Origin of the sequence: Shewanella sp. NFH-SH190041, assembly GCF_024363255.1 — a bacterium.
Lineage (GTDB): Bacteria > Pseudomonadota > Gammaproteobacteria > Enterobacterales > Shewanellaceae > Shewanella.
Genome location: NZ_AP026070.1, coordinates 596,435 through 616,929, shown reverse-complemented (window position 1 = coordinate 616,929; position 20,495 = coordinate 596,435). Strand labels below are relative to the sequence as shown.

Annotated in this window: 15 protein-coding genes and 1 pseudogene; 8 read left to right on the top strand and 8 right to left on the bottom strand. The window is 50.2% G+C overall.

The window, feature by feature from the left end; all coding sequences use genetic code 11:
• Window positions 1–201 precede the first annotated feature (201 nt).
• A complete protein-coding gene (locus tag NFHSH190041_RS02735; RefSeq protein WP_261923790.1) occupies window positions 202–861 on the bottom strand; it encodes a DedA family protein in 660 nt (219 codons plus the stop codon).
• A 362-nt stretch (window positions 862–1,223) separates the two neighbouring features.
• Here NFHSH190041_RS02735 and NFHSH190041_RS02730 point away from each other — a divergent pair, with 362 nt between their 5' ends.
• On the top strand, window positions 1,224–2,015 hold the full coding sequence (locus NFHSH190041_RS02730) for a recombinase family protein (RefSeq protein ID WP_261923789.1): 792 nt from the start codon (window positions 1,224–1,226) through the stop codon (window positions 2,013–2,015).
• Window positions 2,016–2,171: 156 nt separating this feature from the next.
• Here the strand turns inward: NFHSH190041_RS02730 and NFHSH190041_RS02725 are convergent, their stop codons facing one another.
• The 4 genes from NFHSH190041_RS02725 to NFHSH190041_RS02710 all read right to left on the bottom strand — a co-directional run bounded on the left by NFHSH190041_RS02725 (window position 2,172) and on the right by NFHSH190041_RS02710 (window position 7,819).
• Window positions 2,172–5,339 carry an efflux RND transporter permease subunit gene (locus NFHSH190041_RS02725; protein ID WP_261923788.1) on the bottom strand — a complete coding sequence of 1,056 codons (3,168 nt, stop codon included), beginning with the start codon at window positions 5,337–5,339 and terminating at the stop codon, window positions 2,172–2,174.
• A gap of 11 nt (window positions 5,340–5,350) precedes the next feature.
• On the bottom strand, window positions 5,351–6,508 hold the full coding sequence (locus NFHSH190041_RS02720) for an efflux RND transporter periplasmic adaptor subunit (protein WP_261923787.1): 1,158 nt from the start codon (window positions 6,506–6,508) through the stop codon (window positions 5,351–5,353).
• Window positions 6,509–6,817: 309 nt separating this feature from the next.
• The gene (locus NFHSH190041_RS02715; RefSeq protein WP_261923786.1) at window positions 6,818–7,261 is read right to left on the bottom strand and encodes a hypothetical protein; all 444 of its coding nucleotides are present in this window, start codon (window positions 7,259–7,261) and stop codon (window positions 6,818–6,820) included.
• A gap of 201 nt (window positions 7,262–7,462) precedes the next feature.
• Window positions 7,463–7,819, bottom strand: a complete 357-nt coding sequence (locus tag NFHSH190041_RS02710; RefSeq protein WP_261923785.1) for an STAS/SEC14 domain-containing protein — start codon at window positions 7,817–7,819, stop codon at window positions 7,463–7,465.
• Between the two features lie 97 nt (window positions 7,820–7,916).
• On the opposite strand from NFHSH190041_RS02710, the gene arfB reads away from it, so the two are divergent.
• The 7 genes and pseudogenes from arfB to NFHSH190041_RS19645 all read left to right on the top strand — a co-directional run bounded on the left by arfB (window position 7,917) and on the right by NFHSH190041_RS19645 (window position 15,308).
• Entirely contained in the window at window positions 7,917–8,333 is a 417-nt protein-coding gene (arfB, locus tag NFHSH190041_RS02705) for an alternative ribosome rescue aminoacyl-tRNA hydrolase ArfB (protein ID WP_261923784.1), read from the top strand.
• 343 nt (window positions 8,334–8,676) lie between these two features.
• Window positions 8,677–9,129, top strand: a complete 453-nt coding sequence (aroQ, locus tag NFHSH190041_RS02700) for a type II 3-dehydroquinate dehydratase (RefSeq protein ID WP_261923783.1) — start codon at window positions 8,677–8,679, stop codon at window positions 9,127–9,129.
• Between the two features lie 294 nt (window positions 9,130–9,423).
• Window positions 9,424–10,767, top strand: a complete 1,344-nt coding sequence (gene gdhA / locus NFHSH190041_RS02695; protein WP_261923782.1) for an NADP-specific glutamate dehydrogenase — start codon at window positions 9,424–9,426, stop codon at window positions 10,765–10,767.
• Between the two features lie 266 nt (window positions 10,768–11,033).
• A complete protein-coding gene (locus tag NFHSH190041_RS02690; protein ID WP_261923781.1) occupies window positions 11,034–11,939 on the top strand; it encodes a GGDEF domain-containing protein in 906 nt (301 codons plus the stop codon).
• Between the two features lie 324 nt (window positions 11,940–12,263).
• The gene (locus NFHSH190041_RS02685; protein WP_261923780.1) at window positions 12,264–12,833 is read left to right on the top strand and encodes a hypothetical protein; all 570 of its coding nucleotides are present in this window, start codon (window positions 12,264–12,266) and stop codon (window positions 12,831–12,833) included.
• A gap of 9 nt (window positions 12,834–12,842) precedes the next feature.
• Window positions 12,843–14,495: pseudogene (locus NFHSH190041_RS02680) on the top strand (molybdopterin-dependent oxidoreductase); the annotation flags it as partial.
• 15 nt (window positions 14,496–14,510) lie between these two features.
• Window positions 14,511–15,308: a molybdopterin dinucleotide binding domain-containing protein gene (locus tag NFHSH190041_RS19645; RefSeq protein ID WP_315972982.1), complete on the top strand. Its 798-nt coding sequence runs from the start codon at window positions 14,511–14,513 to the stop codon at window positions 15,306–15,308.
• A 572-nt stretch (window positions 15,309–15,880) separates the two neighbouring features.
• Here NFHSH190041_RS19645 and NFHSH190041_RS02670 read toward each other — a convergent pair.
• From NFHSH190041_RS02670 to NFHSH190041_RS02660, 3 genes are all read right to left on the bottom strand, one after another.
• Window positions 15,881–17,896 carry a bifunctional metallophosphatase/5'-nucleotidase gene (locus NFHSH190041_RS02670; protein WP_261923778.1) on the bottom strand — a complete coding sequence of 672 codons (2,016 nt, stop codon included), beginning with the start codon at window positions 17,894–17,896 and terminating at the stop codon, window positions 15,881–15,883.
• A 175-nt stretch (window positions 17,897–18,071) separates the two neighbouring features.
• A complete protein-coding gene (locus tag NFHSH190041_RS02665) occupies window positions 18,072–19,037 on the bottom strand; it encodes a DMT family transporter (RefSeq protein WP_261923777.1) in 966 nt (321 codons plus the stop codon).
• Between the two features lie 372 nt (window positions 19,038–19,409).
• Window positions 19,410–20,360, bottom strand: a complete 951-nt coding sequence (locus NFHSH190041_RS02660; RefSeq protein WP_261923776.1) for a TerC family protein — start codon at window positions 20,358–20,360, stop codon at window positions 19,410–19,412.
• Window positions 20,361–20,495 lie beyond the last annotated feature (135 nt).

Sequence of the window (20,495 nt, the reverse complement as noted above, 5' to 3'; positions counted from 1 at the left end):
GAATAACCACAGTCCCTTGGAAATACTGAGGTTCACGCGGGGCTGTTAGGATACACCTAAACCAGCAAATTCCCATGCCTGATTAGCTTTTGAGCGTGGAAAAAAACGCCAACCAATCACGGTAAAACCTGAGATAGGCTGCCTATACGGCTGAATGACTGGAATAAAAAAGCCGGGTAACAAACCCGGCTTAACACATCATCAAATACTGCGTTTTAGTCGACTTCTGAGTTTAAACACCAGCCAACTGGTCAGTGCCACACAGAAGGTGATAACTGGCGCAGCCATCAACCCCATGGTCACCGTTTTACTGATAGGCTCAGGCAGGGATGGCAGAATATAGCCCAACCCCACCAATAGCAGCGTCCATAAAATGGCACTGAGCCAAGAGAAATAATGAAATTTAGGCGCTTCTTTCACCCGCATGCCCATCATTAATGGCAGCAAAGAGCGTACTACAGGAATAAATCTGGCGGTAAATAATGCAACTAAACCATGGCGACCCAGCAACTTATCCACGGTTTGCAGTTTCTCCGATGGCACGGCATTGACCCAACGCTGCACGACAGGTAAACGGTTTAACCAACGCCCCTGCAAATAAGCCATCCAACTCCCCATGGCTGCGCATACTAGAATAAGCAATAAAATAGCTATGGGATCAATCACTCCCACGGCGGCCAAGGTGCCAGACAGCACAACGACAGAGTCACAAGGAAAAGGCGCGGCAGGAATAAAACCGCTTTCAAGAAAAATTAACGTACCGACACATAAGTAAATCAGTACTGCACTGCCTGGGGTCAACAAGGCATTAAAATCCTGATGCCATAGGGCAGATAAAACCGTGTAAATGGAGTCCAGCATATCATCTCCGAAAAAAAGTTTCGGCCGGTGAAAAAGGTGGCCAAAAACAGTGATTAATCGAACAAAATCAATCTTGTTGAATCTCTCTGTAACACAAGCTTCTTCTCCGGCGGGAAAATTTATTCAGCAACAGAAAAAGCGCGTAGGGATTATAAGGCAACTATGAAAGCAACACATTGATTTTCTCGCGTAAGTATGATTATCTTGAAGATCATGTTAAACCGCTGTTAAGCAACATTTGGTGTCACACATCAGCCATGGGAATAGCGCAGGATCTTCATCACTGAACTCAAATCTTAAGCTATGTACACTGCAAACCTTAGTGATGGGAAACACAATTAACAGATACTGGGATAGTAACAATGAGAACATTTGCATACATAAGAATGACGCAATTTGAAAGTGACTTTGACAGCAAGAAAGCTGATGTACTCAGCAAAGTTCAGGACCTGCAACCACAGCGTATTTTTTCAGACTGTGTTGATATTAAAGTGCCAGCGATGAACCGGCCTGAGTTTAAAAACCTGATTGAAAACCGCATGGAAGAGGGAGACAAGCTGGTAGTGGCAGGGCTTGATGGCTTAGGTAATGGTGCCGCCAATATTCTGCAGACCCTACATAATCTGACCCAAAAAGGTATTTTACTGCAATCTTTGGATATTCCCTTTGATGATATCAACAGTGCCAATCTAGACAATGTATTCCCTGTCATTCATGCTATCGCAGAATTTGATAAAAAGCGCCTGCTAGAAAGTAGCATTACCAACAGCGCCGATTTAGCCCCTCAAGCCCCGGTGATGCCAGTGACACCACCGCCAGCTGTCGCACCAACACCGGCACCCGCCCCTCAGGCAGTCGTTGAAGCGGCACCACTGGCTCCAGAACCTGAGCCGGCGCCTGTCGTAGAAAGCAATGCCCCTAAAGTGAAAATCATCAGCCCACTGTTTGGTGAGTTTCAGCATATCTACACCACAACCGGCGATCCTGTGATTGAACTGAACAGTAAAATTACCGCAGGACAGATTATCGCCACCATTGATGTAAAAGGGCTAAAAAATGATGTTATCGCGACCCACTCAGGCATAGTCAAAGAGATTAAGGTCAAATCCGGTGAGCATGTCACCATAGATCAGGAACTGCTGATCCTCGAATAAGCCGAGACCTTAGGTGATCCTCTTATTCAAATAACGATATCACCCACACAAGAATAAAAAGGCAGATGTCGCAACATCTGCCTTTTTCAGTTAATCACCCTGCTATGCGCCCTCAAATCTTGGCATTGCCAACTTACCAAGCCGCAACTTTAGTGGCTAACGCTCCCCGATGACGGCTTTACCTCGATACAACCAATAATATCCCGCCGGTAATACCACCAAGGTCAGAATAGTTGCACTGAGTAACCCGCCTATCACGACAACGGCCAGTGGCTGCTGGATTTCACTGCCGATACCATTGGAGAGCAGGATCGGAATCAGCCCTAGCGCCGAAGTCAACGCCGTCATCAGCACAGGTCTGAGGCGACCAAGAGCGCCATTAAACACCGCATCAAACAGTGCTTCACCGCCAGAGCGGCGACGGTTAATCGCATCCACTAGCACCACGCCATTAAGCACAGCAACACCAAACAGGGTGATAAAGCCGATAGCACCGGGCACCGACAGATAAGTGCCACTGAGATATAACGCCAGCACGCCGCCAATGAGGGCTAAAGGCACATTGACCATAATTAACCCCACCTGTGCCAAACTGCCGAAGGAAAAATACAGCAGCAGAGCAATCAGCGCGATCGCCACGGGCACCACCAGCATTAAGCGCTGCTGCGCCCGCAATTGATTCTCATACTGTCCCCCAACAATCACGCTGTAGCCAGGTGGCAACTCAGCTTGCGGTACTAAACGGTAAATATCCGCGACCACAGAGCCCATATCTCGGCCACTCACGTTCGCCTGCACCACCACCCGCCGCTGCACATCATCCCGGCGGATATTGGGCGGCGCCATCTCCACAGCAACATCGGCCACTTCAGCCAGTCGTACTGTCGCGCCACTGACACCTGTCAGTAGCAGGTTGGCAATGGCATCGGGAGTGCGACGAAAGGTTTGTGCCAGTCGCACCTGAATGTCATATCTGGCATTGCCGTCAATCACTTGTCCTGCGGCCATCCCGCCAATACCTTGGCTAACTAGGCTCATCACATCATCCACACTGATGCCGTAACGGGCCAGCATATCCCGCTTAGGGCGCACTACCAGTTGAGCCTCGCCGGTCACCTGCTCCAATGAAACATCTGTCGTACCGTCAATCCCCGCCACCAATTCGGTTAACTGCTGGCCTTTTTCTGCTAACACTGCCAAATCCGGGCCAAACAGTTTGATTGCCAACTGCGCCTTAACCCCAGAAAGTAACTCATCAACCCGGGTCGCGATCGGCTGAGAAAAGGTATAAAGCAGACCGGGAAAAACACTCAACCTGTCCTGCATCAGATGTTGCAACGTTTGACGGTCAGTCGCCGATTGCCACTGCTCGCGAGGCTTTAGACCAATATAAATCTCAATATTGGATACTGGCTCAGGATCCCCCCCAAGCTCAGCCGCACCGATACGGCTAAGGGCATACTCCACCTCAGGGAACTGCAGCAAAATAGCTTCCAGTTTTGGTGCAACCGCCAGCGCAGTCTCCAAACTAGCCGTCGGCGCTAAGGTCACCCGCAGGTTAATCGTGCCCTCTTCCAGTTCAGGTACAAATTCAGTACCCAATTTGGGGATCAAACTTAACGTCACCGCAAACAGCAATACCGCAGCCAATAAAATCCGGCCGGGAGTCGCCATCACCCGAGTTAACAACCACTGATAACCCGCTTGCAGCGGACGTAACAATGGACTTTGTCGCATCGGTAATTGCCAATCAGTGCTTAAACCTTCTTTGTTCTTTATTCCCGCAGAGTTAAACAGATACACAGCCAGAGCCGGAACCACCAACAAAGCCACCAGCAAGGCTGCCAACATTGCCAATATAATGCTCACGGCCATCGGCTGAAATAATTTGCCCTCCACCCCTTGCAGCGTAAACAAAGGCGCAAATACCAACATAATAATCACGGTGGCAAAAAATACCGGTCGACACACTTCCCTTGCGGCGGCTTGGACCCGCTCACTGACTGAGGCTGAGCCTGCGCGGGACAAATGACGGAAAATATTCTCCACCATCACCACAGAACCATCCACCAACATACCGATTGCCACAGCCAACCCGCCTAACGACATCAAATTGGCTGACATGCCGAAGTAACTCATCACCATCAACGCCAGACAAATCGCGACAGGGATCGACAAAAGCACCAATAACGTCGCCCGGAGGTTGACCAAAAACAGCGCCAGAATGACCAAAATAAACCCAAAAGCCAGTAGCAACGCATCAACAACTGTGGTGACAGCGGTTTTAACCAAATCAGACTGATCGTAAAACACCTCAAAATGCACCCCGTCAGGGAGCGCCTGGCGGATAAGTGCTTCACGACTAACAATGTCATCAATGGTGGCCTTGGTGTTGGCTCCCATGCGTTTTAGCACCACACCGGCCACCACTTCACCCAGCACCTGAGGTTGGCCATCGGCCAATTTACGACTCATGGTCACTGCACCAACCCGGGTTTCTGCGCCAAATGTCACCTTGGCAATATCCATCACCCTGACCGGGGTACCATCAGCCTGAGTCAGCGGGATCTGGCCGATAGCCGCAAGCCCGGCTTCTCCCGCAGGTAATAAGCCATACCCTCTTACCACCAGCTGCTCTTGCCCCTGGGCCATAAACCAACCACCGGCATTGCGGTTGTTACTCTCCAGCGCGCTGGTCACATCCGCCATACTCAAGCCGTAACTGAGTAATAAATTGGGATCGACTTGTACCTGGTACTGACGCACATAGCCGCCGAATGACAGAACATCCGTGACACCGCTGACGGGCATTAAGATCAGTTTGACCAAATAATCATTCAGGCTGCGCAGCTCTGCAGCTGAAATGCCACTTTGTGGCTCAGCCCGTAAAATATATTGATATACCTGTCCAAGCCCAGATGTATTCGGGCCAATTTCCGGCACCCCCACCCCAGGCGGGATCATTTCCCGCGCCGCCTGCAACTGCTCAAACACTTGTTGGCGGGCAAAATAAATATCGGTTCCCTCGGCAAAGACGACGGTCACAATAGACAGACCGGTTCGGGATAATGAGCGCACTTCAGTCACATCCGGCAAGGCATACATGGCCGACTCGACCGGATAACTGATAAGTTTTTCCACCTCTTCCGCTGCCAGCCCTTCGGCTGCAGTATTCACTGTCACCTGCACATTGGTCACATCAGGAAATGCATCCAGATTTAGCTTTGGCAGCACCACGGTGCCCGCTAGCAAAGACGCCAACAACGCCAGCACGACCATAAGGCGGTGACGCACCGCCACATGAATGACATCAGACAAATTCATGGCTAATATCCTCAGTGGTTGTGAATATCAAAGCCGGCTTTAGCCTGCTCGGATGCAAGGAAAAAAGCCCCGGAAATCACCACCTGTTGATCATCATGCAGCCCCGCGACCAGATTCATACCCCGTTGGCGCTGCAACACAGTCACTTCCCGGGCAATAAACCCACTTTCGCCAGCAACAGGCGTCTTATCCCTCTGCTGTGCGATAAACACCTGCCAATGACCGTCACTGCTGCGGGACAGCGCCGTATCCGGCAGCACCACCCCTTTCGCACCACTCCCTGTCAGGTACAATTCAGCAAATTGACCGGCGTGAAGTTTATGCCCCGGATTCGCCATTTTTGCCAACACCTGCTCAGTACGGGTCACCGCGCTCAATTCATGTGAGCGACCAATAATCGTGGCGGGCAACAACTGTTCCCCCACCCGCACCTGAGCCGAAGCGCCAATCGCCAACATCCGAGCCTGAGTGGGCGTTAACTGCGCTTCAACCCATAAAGAGGATTCATCGGTCAATTGCATGAGTGCACTGCCCGCCGAAAACACCTGACCACGCTGGGCAATATCCTGCTGTACCCGGCCCGCAATCGGCGCCAATAGTTGATAACGGCCAATATCCGCCGGTCTACGGGACAAGGTTGCAATCTGCTGCGGCGTCATTTTCAGCGCCTGTAAAATCGCCCGCTTCAGCTCGGCATCAACCTGATGTTGAAGCCGCTCCCGCTCACTGACCGCATCTGGACTCATCTTCTGTACCCGCCGCCACTCGGCGGCCGCATTGATGTAATCAGCCTGCGCCTGAGCCACGGCGGCGCCACCTAAGGTGAGCAAAGGTTGCCCTTGTTGTACCTGTTGTCCGGGAACCACATGACGGCGTAATACCCGCACATCCAACTGCGGTGCCAACGTCACCGTATTATCACGATTAACTTTCAAGGTAGCCGTCGCCACCGCATCTAAATCAAATGCCTGCTCAGCCACTGGCATTAATTCAATCTCAGCTAACTGCATCTGCTTAGCATTCAGATGCAGCTCCCGATCTGGTCCTAGTGCCGCCAAAGCTAACTGCTCATCACTTGGCCCATGGGCCGCTACCGGAAAGGAAAAAACAAACAGAGGAACACACAGCGCGGCTGTGACCGCGCGCAAAAACAGAGTATTACCGGACATAATGCATCCTGTCACAAGTCACAATAAGGAAACGTCCTGCGTTAAACGCAGCGAAAAATACTCCACTTCCACAGCACTAAGAGACCTAAAGCACACAGCTTGGACAATAGCTGCTCCATCTGCGTCACAGCGACATTGAGCGTGACTGGACAGTGACAGCAAAATCGCCCTCTATTGCTGATATCGCAAAGGCTAAATGCCTTGAGCGCATTCACAAAAGACCAGCAGCTCAAGTCGTCAATGGGCTTAACTCAACAGTCAGGGAACTGTAGTGGTGGAGAGATGAGTAATATCAAAACACCTGAATAATCAGGTAATCGGGGGGCGGTAATCAGGTTGAGGTAACGGCGGGAAATAGCTAAGCGGGAAAAAATCCGGTGATAAGCCAGGCTGACTGGCAGGCAAAACACCATGATAGGCCAGCAAGCTAACCAGACCGCCATGACACTGACAATCTAGGCACAACTCAACAGATTGGGTATCTGCGCTTGTATGGTGGTGCTCGGTAGGCAAAGGCATCTCTAGCGCAGACACACCTTGCCAGCGACAATTCGCATCGCGGCACTGCACACACTGCGCCGGAACATCAATCTGTAAATGACGATGCAAGGACTCCGACATATCATGCTCAGCAGACAACTCTGTGGCATGCAGTTGATGAGTTCCCAAATTGGCGAGTAACAACTGCAACAGCACCACGGCAATCATGGTCTGCGCCAGTCGGTGCATATTATCGCGCAATCTGAAGAACAAATCCGTTTCCTGTCGCTATCGGTATCAATACATTTGTGTGACATGCATTTTATACGGCACGCTGATTTCAGCAAGAATTTTTACATAACATAGCGAAAGTAAACGGGAATAAATCAGCATAAACAAGGTGAAGAAAAAGCGAGATGGTAAAGAAGATATGCCCTACAACCCAATAGTAGGGCGCTTAGTAAGCTGTTTGTCTTAACGGCGCACCAACCACTCCTGCGCCTGGGCTTTATGCTCTAATGGATACCAAGCAATATCACCACGCACAAACGGCCCCAGTAATTGCACTGCATTGCCAACCCAATCTGGCCCCCCCACAAATACCAAAGCATCAGCTTGTGGCAACTGAACCTCACCGGCATCGGGTAACAAAATGGTTTCCCACCCCTCCAACAAAACATCCGCTTCTATATAAATTTTGACCCGGCCAAACTCATCCCGGTAGCGGCGCAGCAGCGGCTGCAGACATTCAGAGTAATCCAGCGCCGAGATGCGGCCGCTGACAAATAAGCTGATCACTCCAGGAGTGATATCTGGAATTTGGCAAAGCATGAAGTGGCTCCCCCACACAAAAGAATGCAGAAACTGGTATGCTTGGCTGCCGGCTTATACCAGCAGTCACAAACTGACGTAACTAATAACACTAACCATGATCAAGATCTCAAACCGTGTTGTCGTGCAGGAAAATGAAATTCAATGGCAATTTATCCGGGCCAGTGGCGCCGGCGGCCAGCATGTTAACAAGGTATCCACGGCAGCCCAGCTGATTTTTGATATTCATCAATCGTCTCTGCCAGAATTTTACCGTGAAAAACTGCTCGCGCGCAGTGACCATCGCATTAGTGCCAGCGGCAAAATCATTATCAAATGCCAACAATCCCGTAGCCAAGAAGCAAACCGGGAAACCGCCCTGCAGCAGTTCATTCAATTGGTGGCAAGTGTTACCGTGGTGGAGAAAAAACGCCTGCCCACCAAAGCGACCCGTGCCAGCCAACGCCGTCGTATCGACACGAAAAAACAGCGCGGTCAGGTCAAAGCCCTGCGGCAACAAAAGCGCTTTGACTAGGTCAACTGCAAACACCAAGGGTTGTTAACTTTCCATGGTTAAATTTTGTTCGAGATAAAAGCGGGTTAATAGCAACTAATGGTTTGTCGCCCAGTCATACTCAGTAAGAGCGGCTTAACAAAGCGCAATACGCTTTTAGCCACCCCCTTCGGGCAGCGTTTAAGGCACCTTTCTACTGCGTTATCGGCTTATCAGGTAGCGCAACGACCTATCAAAGCCTTTACCTGGTATCAAGCAGTCGCAAATCGCTGCAAAAACAAACTTGAAAGGTCAACAAACCCTAGGATTATTACCACGGCGTTTTATACTGGGCAGCAGTATCGATAGCTGATGGAGCAAGCCGATGGCGACGCCGCACAAAATCCTATTACTCAATGGTCCAAACCTGAATCTACTTGGACGACGTGAGCCGGAAAAATATGGCCACTGTGGCCTAACCGAGTTAGTGGAACAGCTGACTCAACAAGCGATACAGCAGCAGTTAACCCTGACACATCTGCAATCCAACGCCGAGCATGAATTGCTTGATGCCATCCACCAAACGGATGCCGATTTTATCATCATTAATCCGGCGGCTTTTACCCACACCAGTGTGGCGCTGCGAGATGCCCTGCTGGGGGTCGCTATTCCATTTATTGAAGTGCATATCACCAATGTCCACGCCCGGGAGCCATTTCGGCAACATTCTTACCTTTCTGATATTGCCGTGGGCGTCATTTGCGGTTTAGGCCTGCAGGGGTATGCACTGGCGCTGACAGCCGCATCAAGTTATCTCGACGGTAAAACCGCAAAATAAAGCAATTTCCTGGCGGTGAAAACGCGTCTTCACCGCCAAAACCACATTATAGCTTTAATCGTACAAATCTAATTGCATTGAGCTTTTGCGATATTTTCGGCATTAAAAATAAATAATCCTCAACAATAGAGCAAAAGTTTTCAAATTCGGGATATGCTACACAGGATTAGCGAACCATTATGTTCAGCTGACATTATTTACTGATATAAAAAGGTAAAAGATGTCTTTTGCGGTAACTCTTGCCGCATGCGACCGATAAAAACCACCTGAATCCCTAATCCACAGGAGCATTTCATGAGCGCAGAGATTTCTCTCGACGGCTTTCTGGCCACTGTTGCCGACCGCAATCCCCACCAGCCTGAATTCCTGCAGGCCGTCAAAGAAGTGATGACCTCTATCTGGCCCTATGTCCAGCAGCATCCCGAGTATCTCAATGCCGGTATTCTTGAACGTTTGGTGGAGCCGGAGCGCCTGATCCAATTTCGGGTATCCTGGGTAGATGATCAGGGCAAGGTGCAGGTGAACCGCGCTTTTCGTATTCAACACAACTCAGCCATCGGCCCTTTCAAAGGTGGCATGCGCTTCCATCCCACCGTCAACCAATCTGTTCTGAAATTCCTCGCCTTTGAACAAACCTTCAAAAATGCTCTGACCACCTTACCTATGGGCGGCGGAAAAGGGGGCAGTGATTTTGATCCTAAAGGCAAGAGTGAAGGCGAGGTCATGCGCTTTTGCCAGGCATTAATGCTGGAGCTGTACCGTCATTTAGGGGCCGACACCGATGTCCCCGCGGGCGATATCGGTGTCGGTGGCCGTGAGGTTGGCTATATGACCGGCATGATGAAAAAACTGACCAACAGCGCCGAATGTGTCTTTACCGGCAAAGGGTTGTCATTTGGCGGCAGCCTTATCCGCCCAGAGGCCACAGGGTATGGTCTGCTTTATTTTGTTGAAGCCATGCTCAAAGCCAAAGGGGAAACCCTGAGCGGTAAAACAGTTGCGGTGTCAGGCTCGGGCAACGTGGCACAATACGCCATTGAAAAAGCCATCGACATGGGCGGAAAAGTGGTCACAGCATCCGATTCTGCCGGGGTGGTTTATGATCCCGATGGCTTTACCACAGAAAAACTGGCCAGGCTGATGACAATCAAAAACCAGCAACGCGGCCGGGTAGCAGATTATGCCCAGGAAATGGGACTGGAATACATCAGCGGCACAACCCCATGGCGCTTTGCTGTGGATGTAGCGCTCCCCTGCGCGACCCAGAATGAACTGCATACCACAGATGCCCAGCAGTTAATTGCCAACGGAGTGCAGCTAGTCGCAGAAGGGGCCAATATGCCATCTACTGCCGAAGCCATTGCCCTATTCCACCAAGCCAAAGTGCTGTTTGCCCCGGGCAAGGCCTCCAATGCTGGCGGCGTGGCCACATCAGGGTTAGAAATGAGCCAAAATGCCCTGCGCTTAAGCTGGAGCCGGGAAGAAGTGGATCAGCGTCTGAAAGACATCATGTACTCTATCCATCACACCTGTCAGCAATATGGCCGGGAAGGCGATCATACCAATTATGAGCTGGGTGCCAACGTTGCCGGCTTTGTGAAAGTTGCCGATGCCATGTTAGCCCAAGGCGTGTACTAAGCGAACGCTATTTTTGATGGGGCCTAATCCATAGGATAGGCCTCATTACATGGAAAACATCCTCTGACTAAACATCATGTCAATGCCATGGACTGCAATTTCCCTGACCAGTTATGCCGCTAGACCACTTCACTAAGCCAACATCAAGACATACTGATTAATACCCCTAATAGAACAATGAGTTTTTAACCTTACTATATCGATATTTCCCATCTAAAGCGTAAAATCAACTAGGGTTATTCCCGACGGCTCAAGGATGGGCAATCATGAATACATTGAACCTGACACAACTGCAGGAGATCGTCTCTCTACTGCCGGATCCGGCATTTATCCTCAGTCAGGATGGCTACTATATTGCTTATCTTGGGGGTGTAGATCATGACAATTACCATGATGGTCGCCCTCTAATTGGCAAATCCCTCTATGATGTCCTTCCTAAAAGCAAAGCAAATTGGTTTATTGCTCAAATCCATCTGGCGCTCAAGCATCATCAGGTCAAAATTGTTGAGTATGATCTGGATGTACAAGAAGTGGATGGGGTCGACCAACAGGGACCGGTCGGTATGTTGCATTTCGAAGGCAAAATCGTCCCGCTAAACAGTTTATTTCACGGTCAACGGGCTGTGCTTTGGCTGACCCGTAATATTACCCACCGCTACCAACTAGAACAGCAATTGCGCACCCTGAGCGAAACCGACGCACTCACAGGGCTGTATAACCGCCGACGCATGCTCGACACCCTGCGCCAATTACTCCATGACAGCAAAAAACAGCGCCGCCTCGCCGCACTGTTAATTTTAGATATTGATCTGTTCAAAAAGATCAATGACAAATACGGCCATCAGGTCGGTGACACTGTGCTGGAGCAGATCTGTGAAGAGTTAAAACGCCAGCTCAGGGATGGGGACATTGCCGCCCGGATCGGCGGTGAAGAATTTGCCATTTTACTGCCCCACTCCCGTCTTGATGAAGCAACATTAGTCGCAGAGCGTATCCGCTGTGCCATCGCCAAACGTCAAATCTCCGCAGCCGGTAGCCAGTTTCATATTACTGTCAGTATCGGTCTGACCCAACTGAGCGAAGATGATAATTGCAGTAGCGCTCTGACCCGGGCTGACGCCGCGTTATACCGGGCAAAGGCTGCAGGCCGCAACCGAGTGGAACAAAGCTAGGGGTAGCTAATAACTGCATGACATATTGATAAATGAAACTGGCTTCATTTATCACCTCGTAATTATCCGTTGTGCCTTAACACCCTTGATGCCATCACAATGTGATCCTGATGACAAAACCTCTTTATCTCTTAGTAATTTAAGTAACTTTTATTTAATAAAAATCTGATTGAAGCTACCGCAACCGCGCCACAGAATCCTGACACAGTCGCCTGTTTTGTCATCGGCGCAATGCCCCCTGATACTCCATTTCGTCGTGACAACAGACACAGATAATACGCCGACACCTTAGATCCGGCGTGATAAAAATAAAGTGGAGCTGCAATGAAACACCTATATCCCGCGCTGACGGCATTAGCCGTTATTGTTCTGTCCTCATCCGCCCAAGCCGCCGTGCACACGGTTTATACCAACCATACCTTGGCACTGCCCGGTGTGGGTACCATTCCGGTGGCTACCCCGCTGCAAGAACTTGGCAACAGCCAAGGCAAGCTCAAGGTTGAAATTACCGGGGTACAACCTAACGGTAATCACAGAGCCATTTTCAAAAGTGCTGATCAACGCATTGTGCTGGCAGCACTGACCCCAGAAATGGCAGAGCGCATCACTGCCGGTAAAAGTTTTACCGATGCCTACGGCAAGCCTTGGCGTCATGTCAGCCTAACCCTGCAAATCCCCGATGATGTCACCGCATCCCAACAGCCGCTGTGGCATCAAGCCGAGCAGCTACGTGATACCGCCTGCTCGGTATGCCATGCCGCACCGCAACCTGGCCAACTGTCGGCCAATGCTTGGCCTGCTACTGTTCGCAGTATGGGAGGACGAACCACCCTGTCACAAGATGAACTGCACCTGTTAACTGCCTACTACCAATACAATGCCGCGCAGCATTAAGGGGGAGTGATGTTTGAACAACTGTCCCGCCGGGACTTTATCAAAGGGCTGGGTATCACAGCTATGGGACTCAGCATTACCAGTCTACTACCGGTCAAATCATTCGCAGAAGGGGTGCCGGGGCGTTTTATTATTAATGCTGCCCACTGGGGACCATTGGTAATTCAGGTCAACCATGGCCGCATTGTTGACTCCAATGGGGCACTGCCCGCAAAGATGCCCAATGCGTTACAGCTTGTGGTGCATGATCAAGTCTATACCCCAGCAAGAGTGCAATATCCCATGGTGCGTAAAGGCTTTTTAGCCAATCCGAGCCATCCGGACGGCAAACGCGGACAGGATGAATTTGTCCGGGTCAGCTGGCAAAAAGCATTGCAGCTTATTCACCAACAGCATATGCGTATCCGCCATAAATACGGTAATGAATCCATTTATGCCGGCTCCTATGGCTGGCGTTCCAGCGGAGTATTACATCAGCCACAAACTCTGTTAAGCCGTTATATGAGCATGGCGGGCGGCTATTCCAGCCATTTCGGTGATTATTCAACTGGCGCCGCCCAAGTCATCATGCCTTATATGGTTGGCTCCATTGCCGTGTATGAACAGCAAACTGTGTTTCCCGTGGTGCTGGAGTCTTCTGAGGTCGTCGTGATTTGGGGCGCCAATCCACTCAATACCCTAAGAATTGCCTGGACCAGTTCAGATGGCAGTGGGTTAGAGTTTTTCCGTCAGTTACGTGACAGCGGCAAAACCATCATCATCATCGATCCGCTGCGCAATGAAACAGCTGAATTTATGGCCGATAAAGCGCAATAGATTGCCCCTGTACCCAATACTGATGTGGCCATGATGTTGGGGATTGCTTTTTATATGGTGCAGCAGGGCTGGCATGATAAAAACTTCCTGCAGCAATACACTGTCGGCTTTGCGCCATTTCTTGATTATCTGCAAGGTAAAACGGACGGGATCGCCAAAACCCCACAATGGGCAGAAAACATTTGTCAGGTGCCCGCAGCAACCATTGAGCGCCTTGCCCGCCTGTTTACCGAACACAGAACCATGTTGATGGCCGGTTGGGGGATGCAACGACAGCAATACGGTGAGCAACGTCACTGGATGCTGGTCACTCTCGCCGCTATGATCGGTCAGATAGGGCTACCAGGCGGTGGCTTTGGTTTATCCTACCATTATGCCAACGGGGGTAACCCTACCCGTATCGGTGGCATACTGCCCACCATTTCTCCGTCAATTCATGCAGGCAATGCGTCTGCTAACAACTGGGATATGGCAGGGGCACTCAACACTATCCCGGTTGGCTCGCTGATCCGGGCGCTGGAGCATCCTCATCAGCAATATGACAACAATGGCAAGGTAAAAACCTTCCCGGATATTCGTATGATTTGGTGGGCGGGTGGCTCTCCCTTTACCCACAATCAGGATATCAACCACCTGATCCGAGCTTGGCAAAAACCGGAAATGATCGTGGTATCAGATCCTTACTGGGCATCATCGACCCGTTTTGCCGATATCGTCCTGCCCATTACAACCAGTTATGAGCGCAACGATATGACCATGACAGGGGATTACAGCAACCAAAATATCGTGCCGATGAAACAAGTGGTACCGCCTCAGTATGAAGCCCGCAGTGACTTTGATGTTTTTGCCGATCTGGCGGGAATGTTACGCAGTGACGGCAAAGCCCTGTTTACAGAAAACCGTACAGAAATGCAGTGGCTGGCGCATTTGTACAATACGGCGAAAAAAATGTCCGATGCTCAAGGCGTGCCTACGCCTGACTTTGAACACTTCTGGGTCGACAATGCTATTTTGACCATGAAACCCAACCCCGCCAACGAGAAATACGTCACTTATGCTGATTTCCGCCAAGACCCGATCATGAATCCACTGGGCACCGCCAGCGGCCTGATTGAAATTTACTCCCGCACTATCGCCGGTTATCACTATGCCGATTGCCCCGCCCACCCCACTTGGCTGGAGCCAACTGAATGGCAAGCGCCGCACCAACCCGGCATGTTGCATTTAATCACCTCCCATGCCGCAGACCGGCTACACAGCCAGCTTAATTACAGCCGCCTACGTCAACGTTATGCCATTGCTGACCGAGAGCCGGTACTGATCCACCCCCATGATGCCAACGCGAACCATATCAGTGATGGTGATTTGGTCTGTGTCCACAACCAACGGGGTAAAATTCTCGCGGGAGCCCTGGTCACCAATGGCATAAAACAGGGGACAGTCTGCGTCCATGAAGGGGCCTGGCTTAATCTAGATAATGCCTTGGATATCTGTAAAAACGGCAACTGTAACGTGTTGACCAGTGATATCCCCACCTCCCCACTGGCCAACGGCTGCGCGCCTAACTCCTCTTTAGTCAATATTGAGAAATACCAAGGCTCTGTACTGCCAATGGATGCCTTTACACCACCTAAAGGGGCGATGGCTCTCTCGATATAAGCCAGTACTAAATACGAAATACGTCGATATAACTTATGGCAATGGGGAGGAACAGTAATTATTGCGGATAGAAAGATACTGACAATTACAGATAGATAGCCCCCTTTAATAGGGGTAAGTAGGTGAGCAATCAGAATATTTATATCGATCAAGCTGTATCTATCATAAAGACAGTCAACCGAGTATCAATGTTACTTCGTTAATTTGTCTCAGGCGTTAATCTCATAGAACCCGGCTAAATCCGGGTTCTATAGTTGGTCAGTATCAGTTTAAAGGCTCAACTGCACCTAGGGCGTGTTGACGTTTCGAGTTTGTTTTTGCAGCGATTTGAGGTTTCTTTATACAAGGCAGAGGCTTTGATAGGTAGTTGCGCTACCTGATAAGCCGATAACGCAGTAGAAAGGCGCCTCAAACGCTGCCCGCAGGGTTCGGCTAAAAGCGTTTTACGCTTTGTTGAGCGGTTCTTGCTTAGCATAACTAGGCGACAAACCGCTCGCCGCGATTAAAACGCTTTTATCTCGAACAAAATTTAATCACAAAACGTCAACACGCCCTAGTGACAAGACATTAACTTACTTTAGATAATCTACTGTCACGGTCTCAATTGGCAGGGGTTTAAGTACCTTAACGTGTGCCGCGTAATCGGCAACAGCCAAAGCGTCGGCATTACAGATATCTTGGCCTTTCCCTTTGCTACTGCAAGCGGGCGCGCCCTCTTTATAAACCACAGCAAATTTTTGGGTTTGTGGGTTATATGTCAGGTGATCAACACCATAGGCTTTATATCCCTTGGCTGTTTTAACGATATCCACCCGATCAGTGCCCTGCAACTGGGCATCACCCAGCGCTTTCCAGCCATCATTACCACTGGCGTTATAGTTGTTCAGTACCACCACATAGTGACGATCATCTTGCATAGGCTCCCATTTAGGGTGCGTGACAGTACCTGCGTTAAAGTCCAACTGACTGATATGACCCCGCTGGTGTTTTACATCTTCAATGAAGGTATAACGCATACCTGCCACATAAGGGAATTTGCCAGCATGGGCACCTTCCGGCAAAGTTGCATTAATGGTCTGAGTTAACAGCTCACGCAAGGTTTTACCACTGACGGTTAATTCAGAAGGGAAATTACTGAAAGGCAATAATTCTAACGTGGCGTTACCGGTACGAAAATCTCCAGCGGCAATATCAGTACGGATCCCACCGGCACCAATCATCGCGATTTGGGCGGTTTTACCGGTAGCGGCTTTTACCGCAGGCTGATTCGCCCAGTACAATAATCCTTGGGTCACTAACGCGGCAACATCCGATCCATGATTATCACTGCCTTTTTCACCCGGACGGCGCATATGTTTCATTTCCGCTGGCACATGCGCAAGCACATGACCATACGCCTGCTCCACGGCGGGCTTATACGCGCTATCAATCCGCTGACGCAGCGCTTGGTCTTCCGGCATTTCAGTGATTTTATCGTTATGCTCGATATAATCTTCCACTTTTTTCAAGGCAGCACCTGTCAGTGCAGTGCCCGGGGTGCGGTTACCATCAGCAAAGAAGGTTTCATCTGACAACAGGGTATTGTGTCCCTTACAGGTCAGCAACTCACCTTGGCTGTCAAACGCCAATGATACCTGCCCCAGCGCTTGAGCATACTGTCCGGCCTGCACAATACAGGTTTCACCCTGCTGATTATTCCACGGCACCATCTGCGCATAAGGTCCATTATTGCCGTGGCCCAGATCGGTAAAATCCCCCAGCAGAGTATGGGAGTGACCACCGATAATGGCATCCACCCCATGGGTTGCCTCAGCAAGTGCCACATCCTTAGCGTTGCCGATATGAGAAAGCACCAGAATTTTATTCACCCCGGCTTGTGTCAGGGCATCAACTGTTTGCTGAGTCGCTTTCACCTCAGAGAGAAATTTCGCCTTACCGACACCATTGGCGATGGTTGGCATATCTTCCAACACCACACCAATTACCGCGACAACCTGCTCGCCCGGTTTGGCTTCTTTTACCGAACCAATCTTGCGCTTGTGATCGCCGTTAAAGGCAAACAGCTGATATGGCTTGAGATTATGACTATTGCGTAATGGCGCATCGGCAGACACATCCATATTCGCCGCCAGCACAGGGAAATTAACCTTATTAATAAAAGCCGCCAATTTGGCGGTATTCAAATCAAACTCATGGTTGCCCAGTGCCATGGCATCCAGCCCCATGCGAGACAGTAAATCAGCATTGGCTTGCCCGTCATTGAGTTTGAAATAAGCCGACCCCTGCCAAGCATCGCCAGCATGGAGGAACAAAATAGGTAAATCAGCTTTCGCTGCCGCGGCCTTAGCCTTATCAGCAGCGGCCAGTACCCGGGGGTAGCCACCAAATTCGTTATACACCCGCTCACCGTTTTTCCCCAGCGTAAAGCTGGACTTTACCGGGTCAAAATTAGAGTGGGTATCATTGATATGGGCGACCTGCAGGGTAAAGTCGGTTGCAGGCTGGGATGGGGTTGCGGCCATGGCGCTGGCATTCAGTACACCGAATAATGCCACCGCCACCAGGGATTTTTGACGGGTTGTTATCATGATTTTTGCTGCTCATTTACCGGACTGACGCCGGAGAGAAATGCCCCGGTCAGGTAATTTGACTACCTGACCATATAAAACCCAGATATGTTAACAGCTTATTGATTGCCACAAAGTGAAACTGAGTTTATATACTGTGCATTTTTCAGCCTGAGCAACAAAAATCGCATCAAATTTAGGCAGTTTTCATCGCCATCTGCGCCGCACGGCGGCTACGACGGGATAAATACAATGGCAGCAATTGCATCGCCATCACCGCCAGCACAATCATCCCTATGCCACTGATAGACAACCAATCGAGACTATTGCCTTTAATCATCTCTGGCCACCAGCCCATATCTACCGCCAACTCAGTCAAACTGAAGCTCAGTACCGGGGTCAATGCAACCATGGCGCTGACCTGAGCTGTCGGCCAATACCGCATGGCCTGTCCGAATGTGCCATAAGCCACTAGGGTGTTCACGGCACAAAACAGCGCAATGCTCCAGTCCGGCAATGACATCCGGCCAAAAGCGGAAAAATCAGTAGCAGGAGCCATCACCACAGTGCCCAGCGCAAAAATGCACAACATGACGTTATTGGGGGACAATTTCGCGAGCAGGGATTTTTGCAATAAGGCATAACTGGCCCAGCAAAATGCCGAAAACTGAATAATCAGCACGCCAGCCAGCAAACCACTGCTGTCGCTACCACCAAAATGCAGATGAGGGTGGAAAAACATCAGCATGCCTGCAGCTAACGCGGCAAAACAGGTCAATTGCAACGCTGAAATCCGCTCACGGAAAAACAACAGCCCACCGAATGCCAAAAAGAAGGGAGCAACCTGAAAATTCAATTGCGCGGTGCCAGGACTCAGGTATTTCAGTCCCATCACAAAGGTGACATAGTTCATGATCAGAAACACGCCGGCACCGGCCAAACGTAGCCAATCCCGTTTCTGCAGCCGGGCAAACTGCCCCAGTTGCCGCAGCATATACTGCATCATAAAGGTTGCCACCAAGGCAAAAATAAACCGCAGCCAAGTCAGGCTGACGGCATCAATAAAACCGCCTGACAGCTTCAGGGCGATAGGTAGCATCCCCCAGAACAGCACGGCAACCGCGCTGTAACTCAGCCCCAGCCGATTAGATGAAGCGTTCACATTATCCCCTTACCCTTGGCGCAGACTCCGCCATGGGCGCAAAAGTGGGGCATTTTGCCCCAATGATTAACAAGAAACTTTGACCTGCGTCCGGCCCTGTAGATTTTCCGCCCTAGGGGCTGTTGACCTTTCAAGTTTGGTTTTGCCGCGATTTGAGGGGGCTTTATACAAGGCAGAGGCTTTGATAGGTAGTTGCGCTACCTGATAAGCCGATAACGCAGTAGAAAGAAGCCTCAAACGCTGCCCGACGGGTTCGGCTAAAAACGTTTTACGCTTTGTTGCGTGGTTCTTGCTTATCATGAACCACTCGCCGTGAGTAAAACATTTTTATCTCGAACAAAATTTAACCCTGTAAAGTCAACAGCCCCTAGCCTATTGCACCTGACTTCGGCCGCTGATATACCAGCTCAGCACCATGGTCAATAACAAAATACCGGCGATCACCCCTAAAGTGACGGCGATAGGCACCGCCAACCAATGGGCCAATAACATCTTTAAACCGATAAAGGACAAAATGGCTGCCAGACCATATTTCAGCAGCACAAAGCGATCGGCAATTTCCGCCAGCAGAAAGTACATCGCCCTTAGGCCCATAATGGCGAAGATATTGGAGGTCAGCACAATAAAGGGATCTGTGGTCACAGCAAAAATGGCCGGAATACTGTCCATCGCAAAAATCACATCGCTCAACTCCACCAGCACCAAAGTCAAAAACAGTGGCGTGGCATAGCGCAATCCATTTCGCAGCACGAAAAAACGCTCGCCTTCCAAGTGCTCGGTTAAACGCAGGTGCCGGCGTAAGAATCCCAGCAGCGCGTTATGCTCCATATCCGGCTCTTCATCCTCCACCAACAGCATTTTGATGCCACTGAACAGTAAAAACGCCCCAAACAAATACAGTAACCAATGGAACTGATCGATAAGGTAACTGCCGCCGAAAATCATCACAGCTCGCAAAGCGATGGCGCCCAAAACCCCGTATAACAACACTCGACGCTGCAACTCAGCAGGCACAGCCATAAAGTTAAAAATAATCAGCCAGACAAACACATTGTCCACCGCTAACGCTTTTTCTAACAAATATGCTGTCAAAAAAGCCGCAGATTGTTGATGCGCCACCGCCGCACCAGCGCTGTCATGGTAGTACCACCAGATCGCGGCATTAAAGAGCAAGGCCACCACCAGCCAAATCAGCATCCATATCGCCGCCTCTTTCACCGTCACCTTGTGATTGCTGCCACCACCTGCAAATTTCAAATCAATCCCGAGGATTGCCAGCACCAGCGTAAAAAAACCGGCCCACATCCACCATTGTTCAGTCATAGTCCCACTTACCCACAGCTCAATGCTGCGCAAACACCGCTGCCACCAGTTAAGGCTGCGCGCTTAAAGAGCCACAGCATAAAAGGTCACTGCACAAAAAAAGCCTGCCGCCATCAGGCGTCAGGCCAGTACCTA

Excerpts from the sequence above, each read along its gene's own strand:
- NFHSH190041_RS02735 (WP_261923790.1), bottom strand. The coding sequence starts at position 861 with ATGCTGGACTCCATTTACACGGTTTTATCTGCCCTATGGCATCAGGAT.
- NFHSH190041_RS02730 (WP_261923789.1), top strand. The coding sequence starts at position 1,224 with ATGAGAACATTTGCATACATAAGAATGACGCAATTTGAAAGTGACTTT.
- NFHSH190041_RS02725 (WP_261923788.1), bottom strand. The coding sequence starts at position 5,339 with ATGAATTTGTCTGATGTCATTCATGTGGCGGTGCGTCACCGCCTTATG.
- NFHSH190041_RS02720 (WP_261923787.1), bottom strand. The coding sequence starts at position 6,508 with ATGTCCGGTAATACTCTGTTTTTGCGCGCGGTCACAGCCGCGCTGTGT.
- NFHSH190041_RS02710 (WP_261923785.1), bottom strand. The coding sequence starts at position 7,819 with ATGCTTTGCCAAATTCCAGATATCACTCCTGGAGTGATCAGCTTATTT.
- arfB (WP_261923784.1), top strand. The coding sequence starts at position 7,917 with ATGATCAAGATCTCAAACCGTGTTGTCGTGCAGGAAAATGAAATTCAA.
- aroQ (WP_261923783.1), top strand. The coding sequence starts at position 8,677 with ATGGCGACGCCGCACAAAATCCTATTACTCAATGGTCCAAACCTGAAT.
- gdhA (WP_261923782.1), top strand. The coding sequence starts at position 9,424 with ATGAGCGCAGAGATTTCTCTCGACGGCTTTCTGGCCACTGTTGCCGAC.
- NFHSH190041_RS02690 (WP_261923781.1), top strand. The coding sequence starts at position 11,034 with ATGAATACATTGAACCTGACACAACTGCAGGAGATCGTCTCTCTACTG.
- NFHSH190041_RS02685 (WP_261923780.1), top strand. The coding sequence starts at position 12,264 with ATGAAACACCTATATCCCGCGCTGACGGCATTAGCCGTTATTGTTCTG.
- NFHSH190041_RS19645 (WP_315972982.1), top strand. The coding sequence starts at position 14,511 with ATGTTACGCAGTGACGGCAAAGCCCTGTTTACAGAAAACCGTACAGAA.
- NFHSH190041_RS02670 (WP_261923778.1), bottom strand. The coding sequence starts at position 17,896 with ATGATAACAACCCGTCAAAAATCCCTGGTGGCGGTGGCATTATTCGGT.
- NFHSH190041_RS02660 (WP_261923776.1), bottom strand. The coding sequence starts at position 20,360 with ATGACTGAACAATGGTGGATGTGGGCCGGTTTTTTTACGCTGGTGCTG.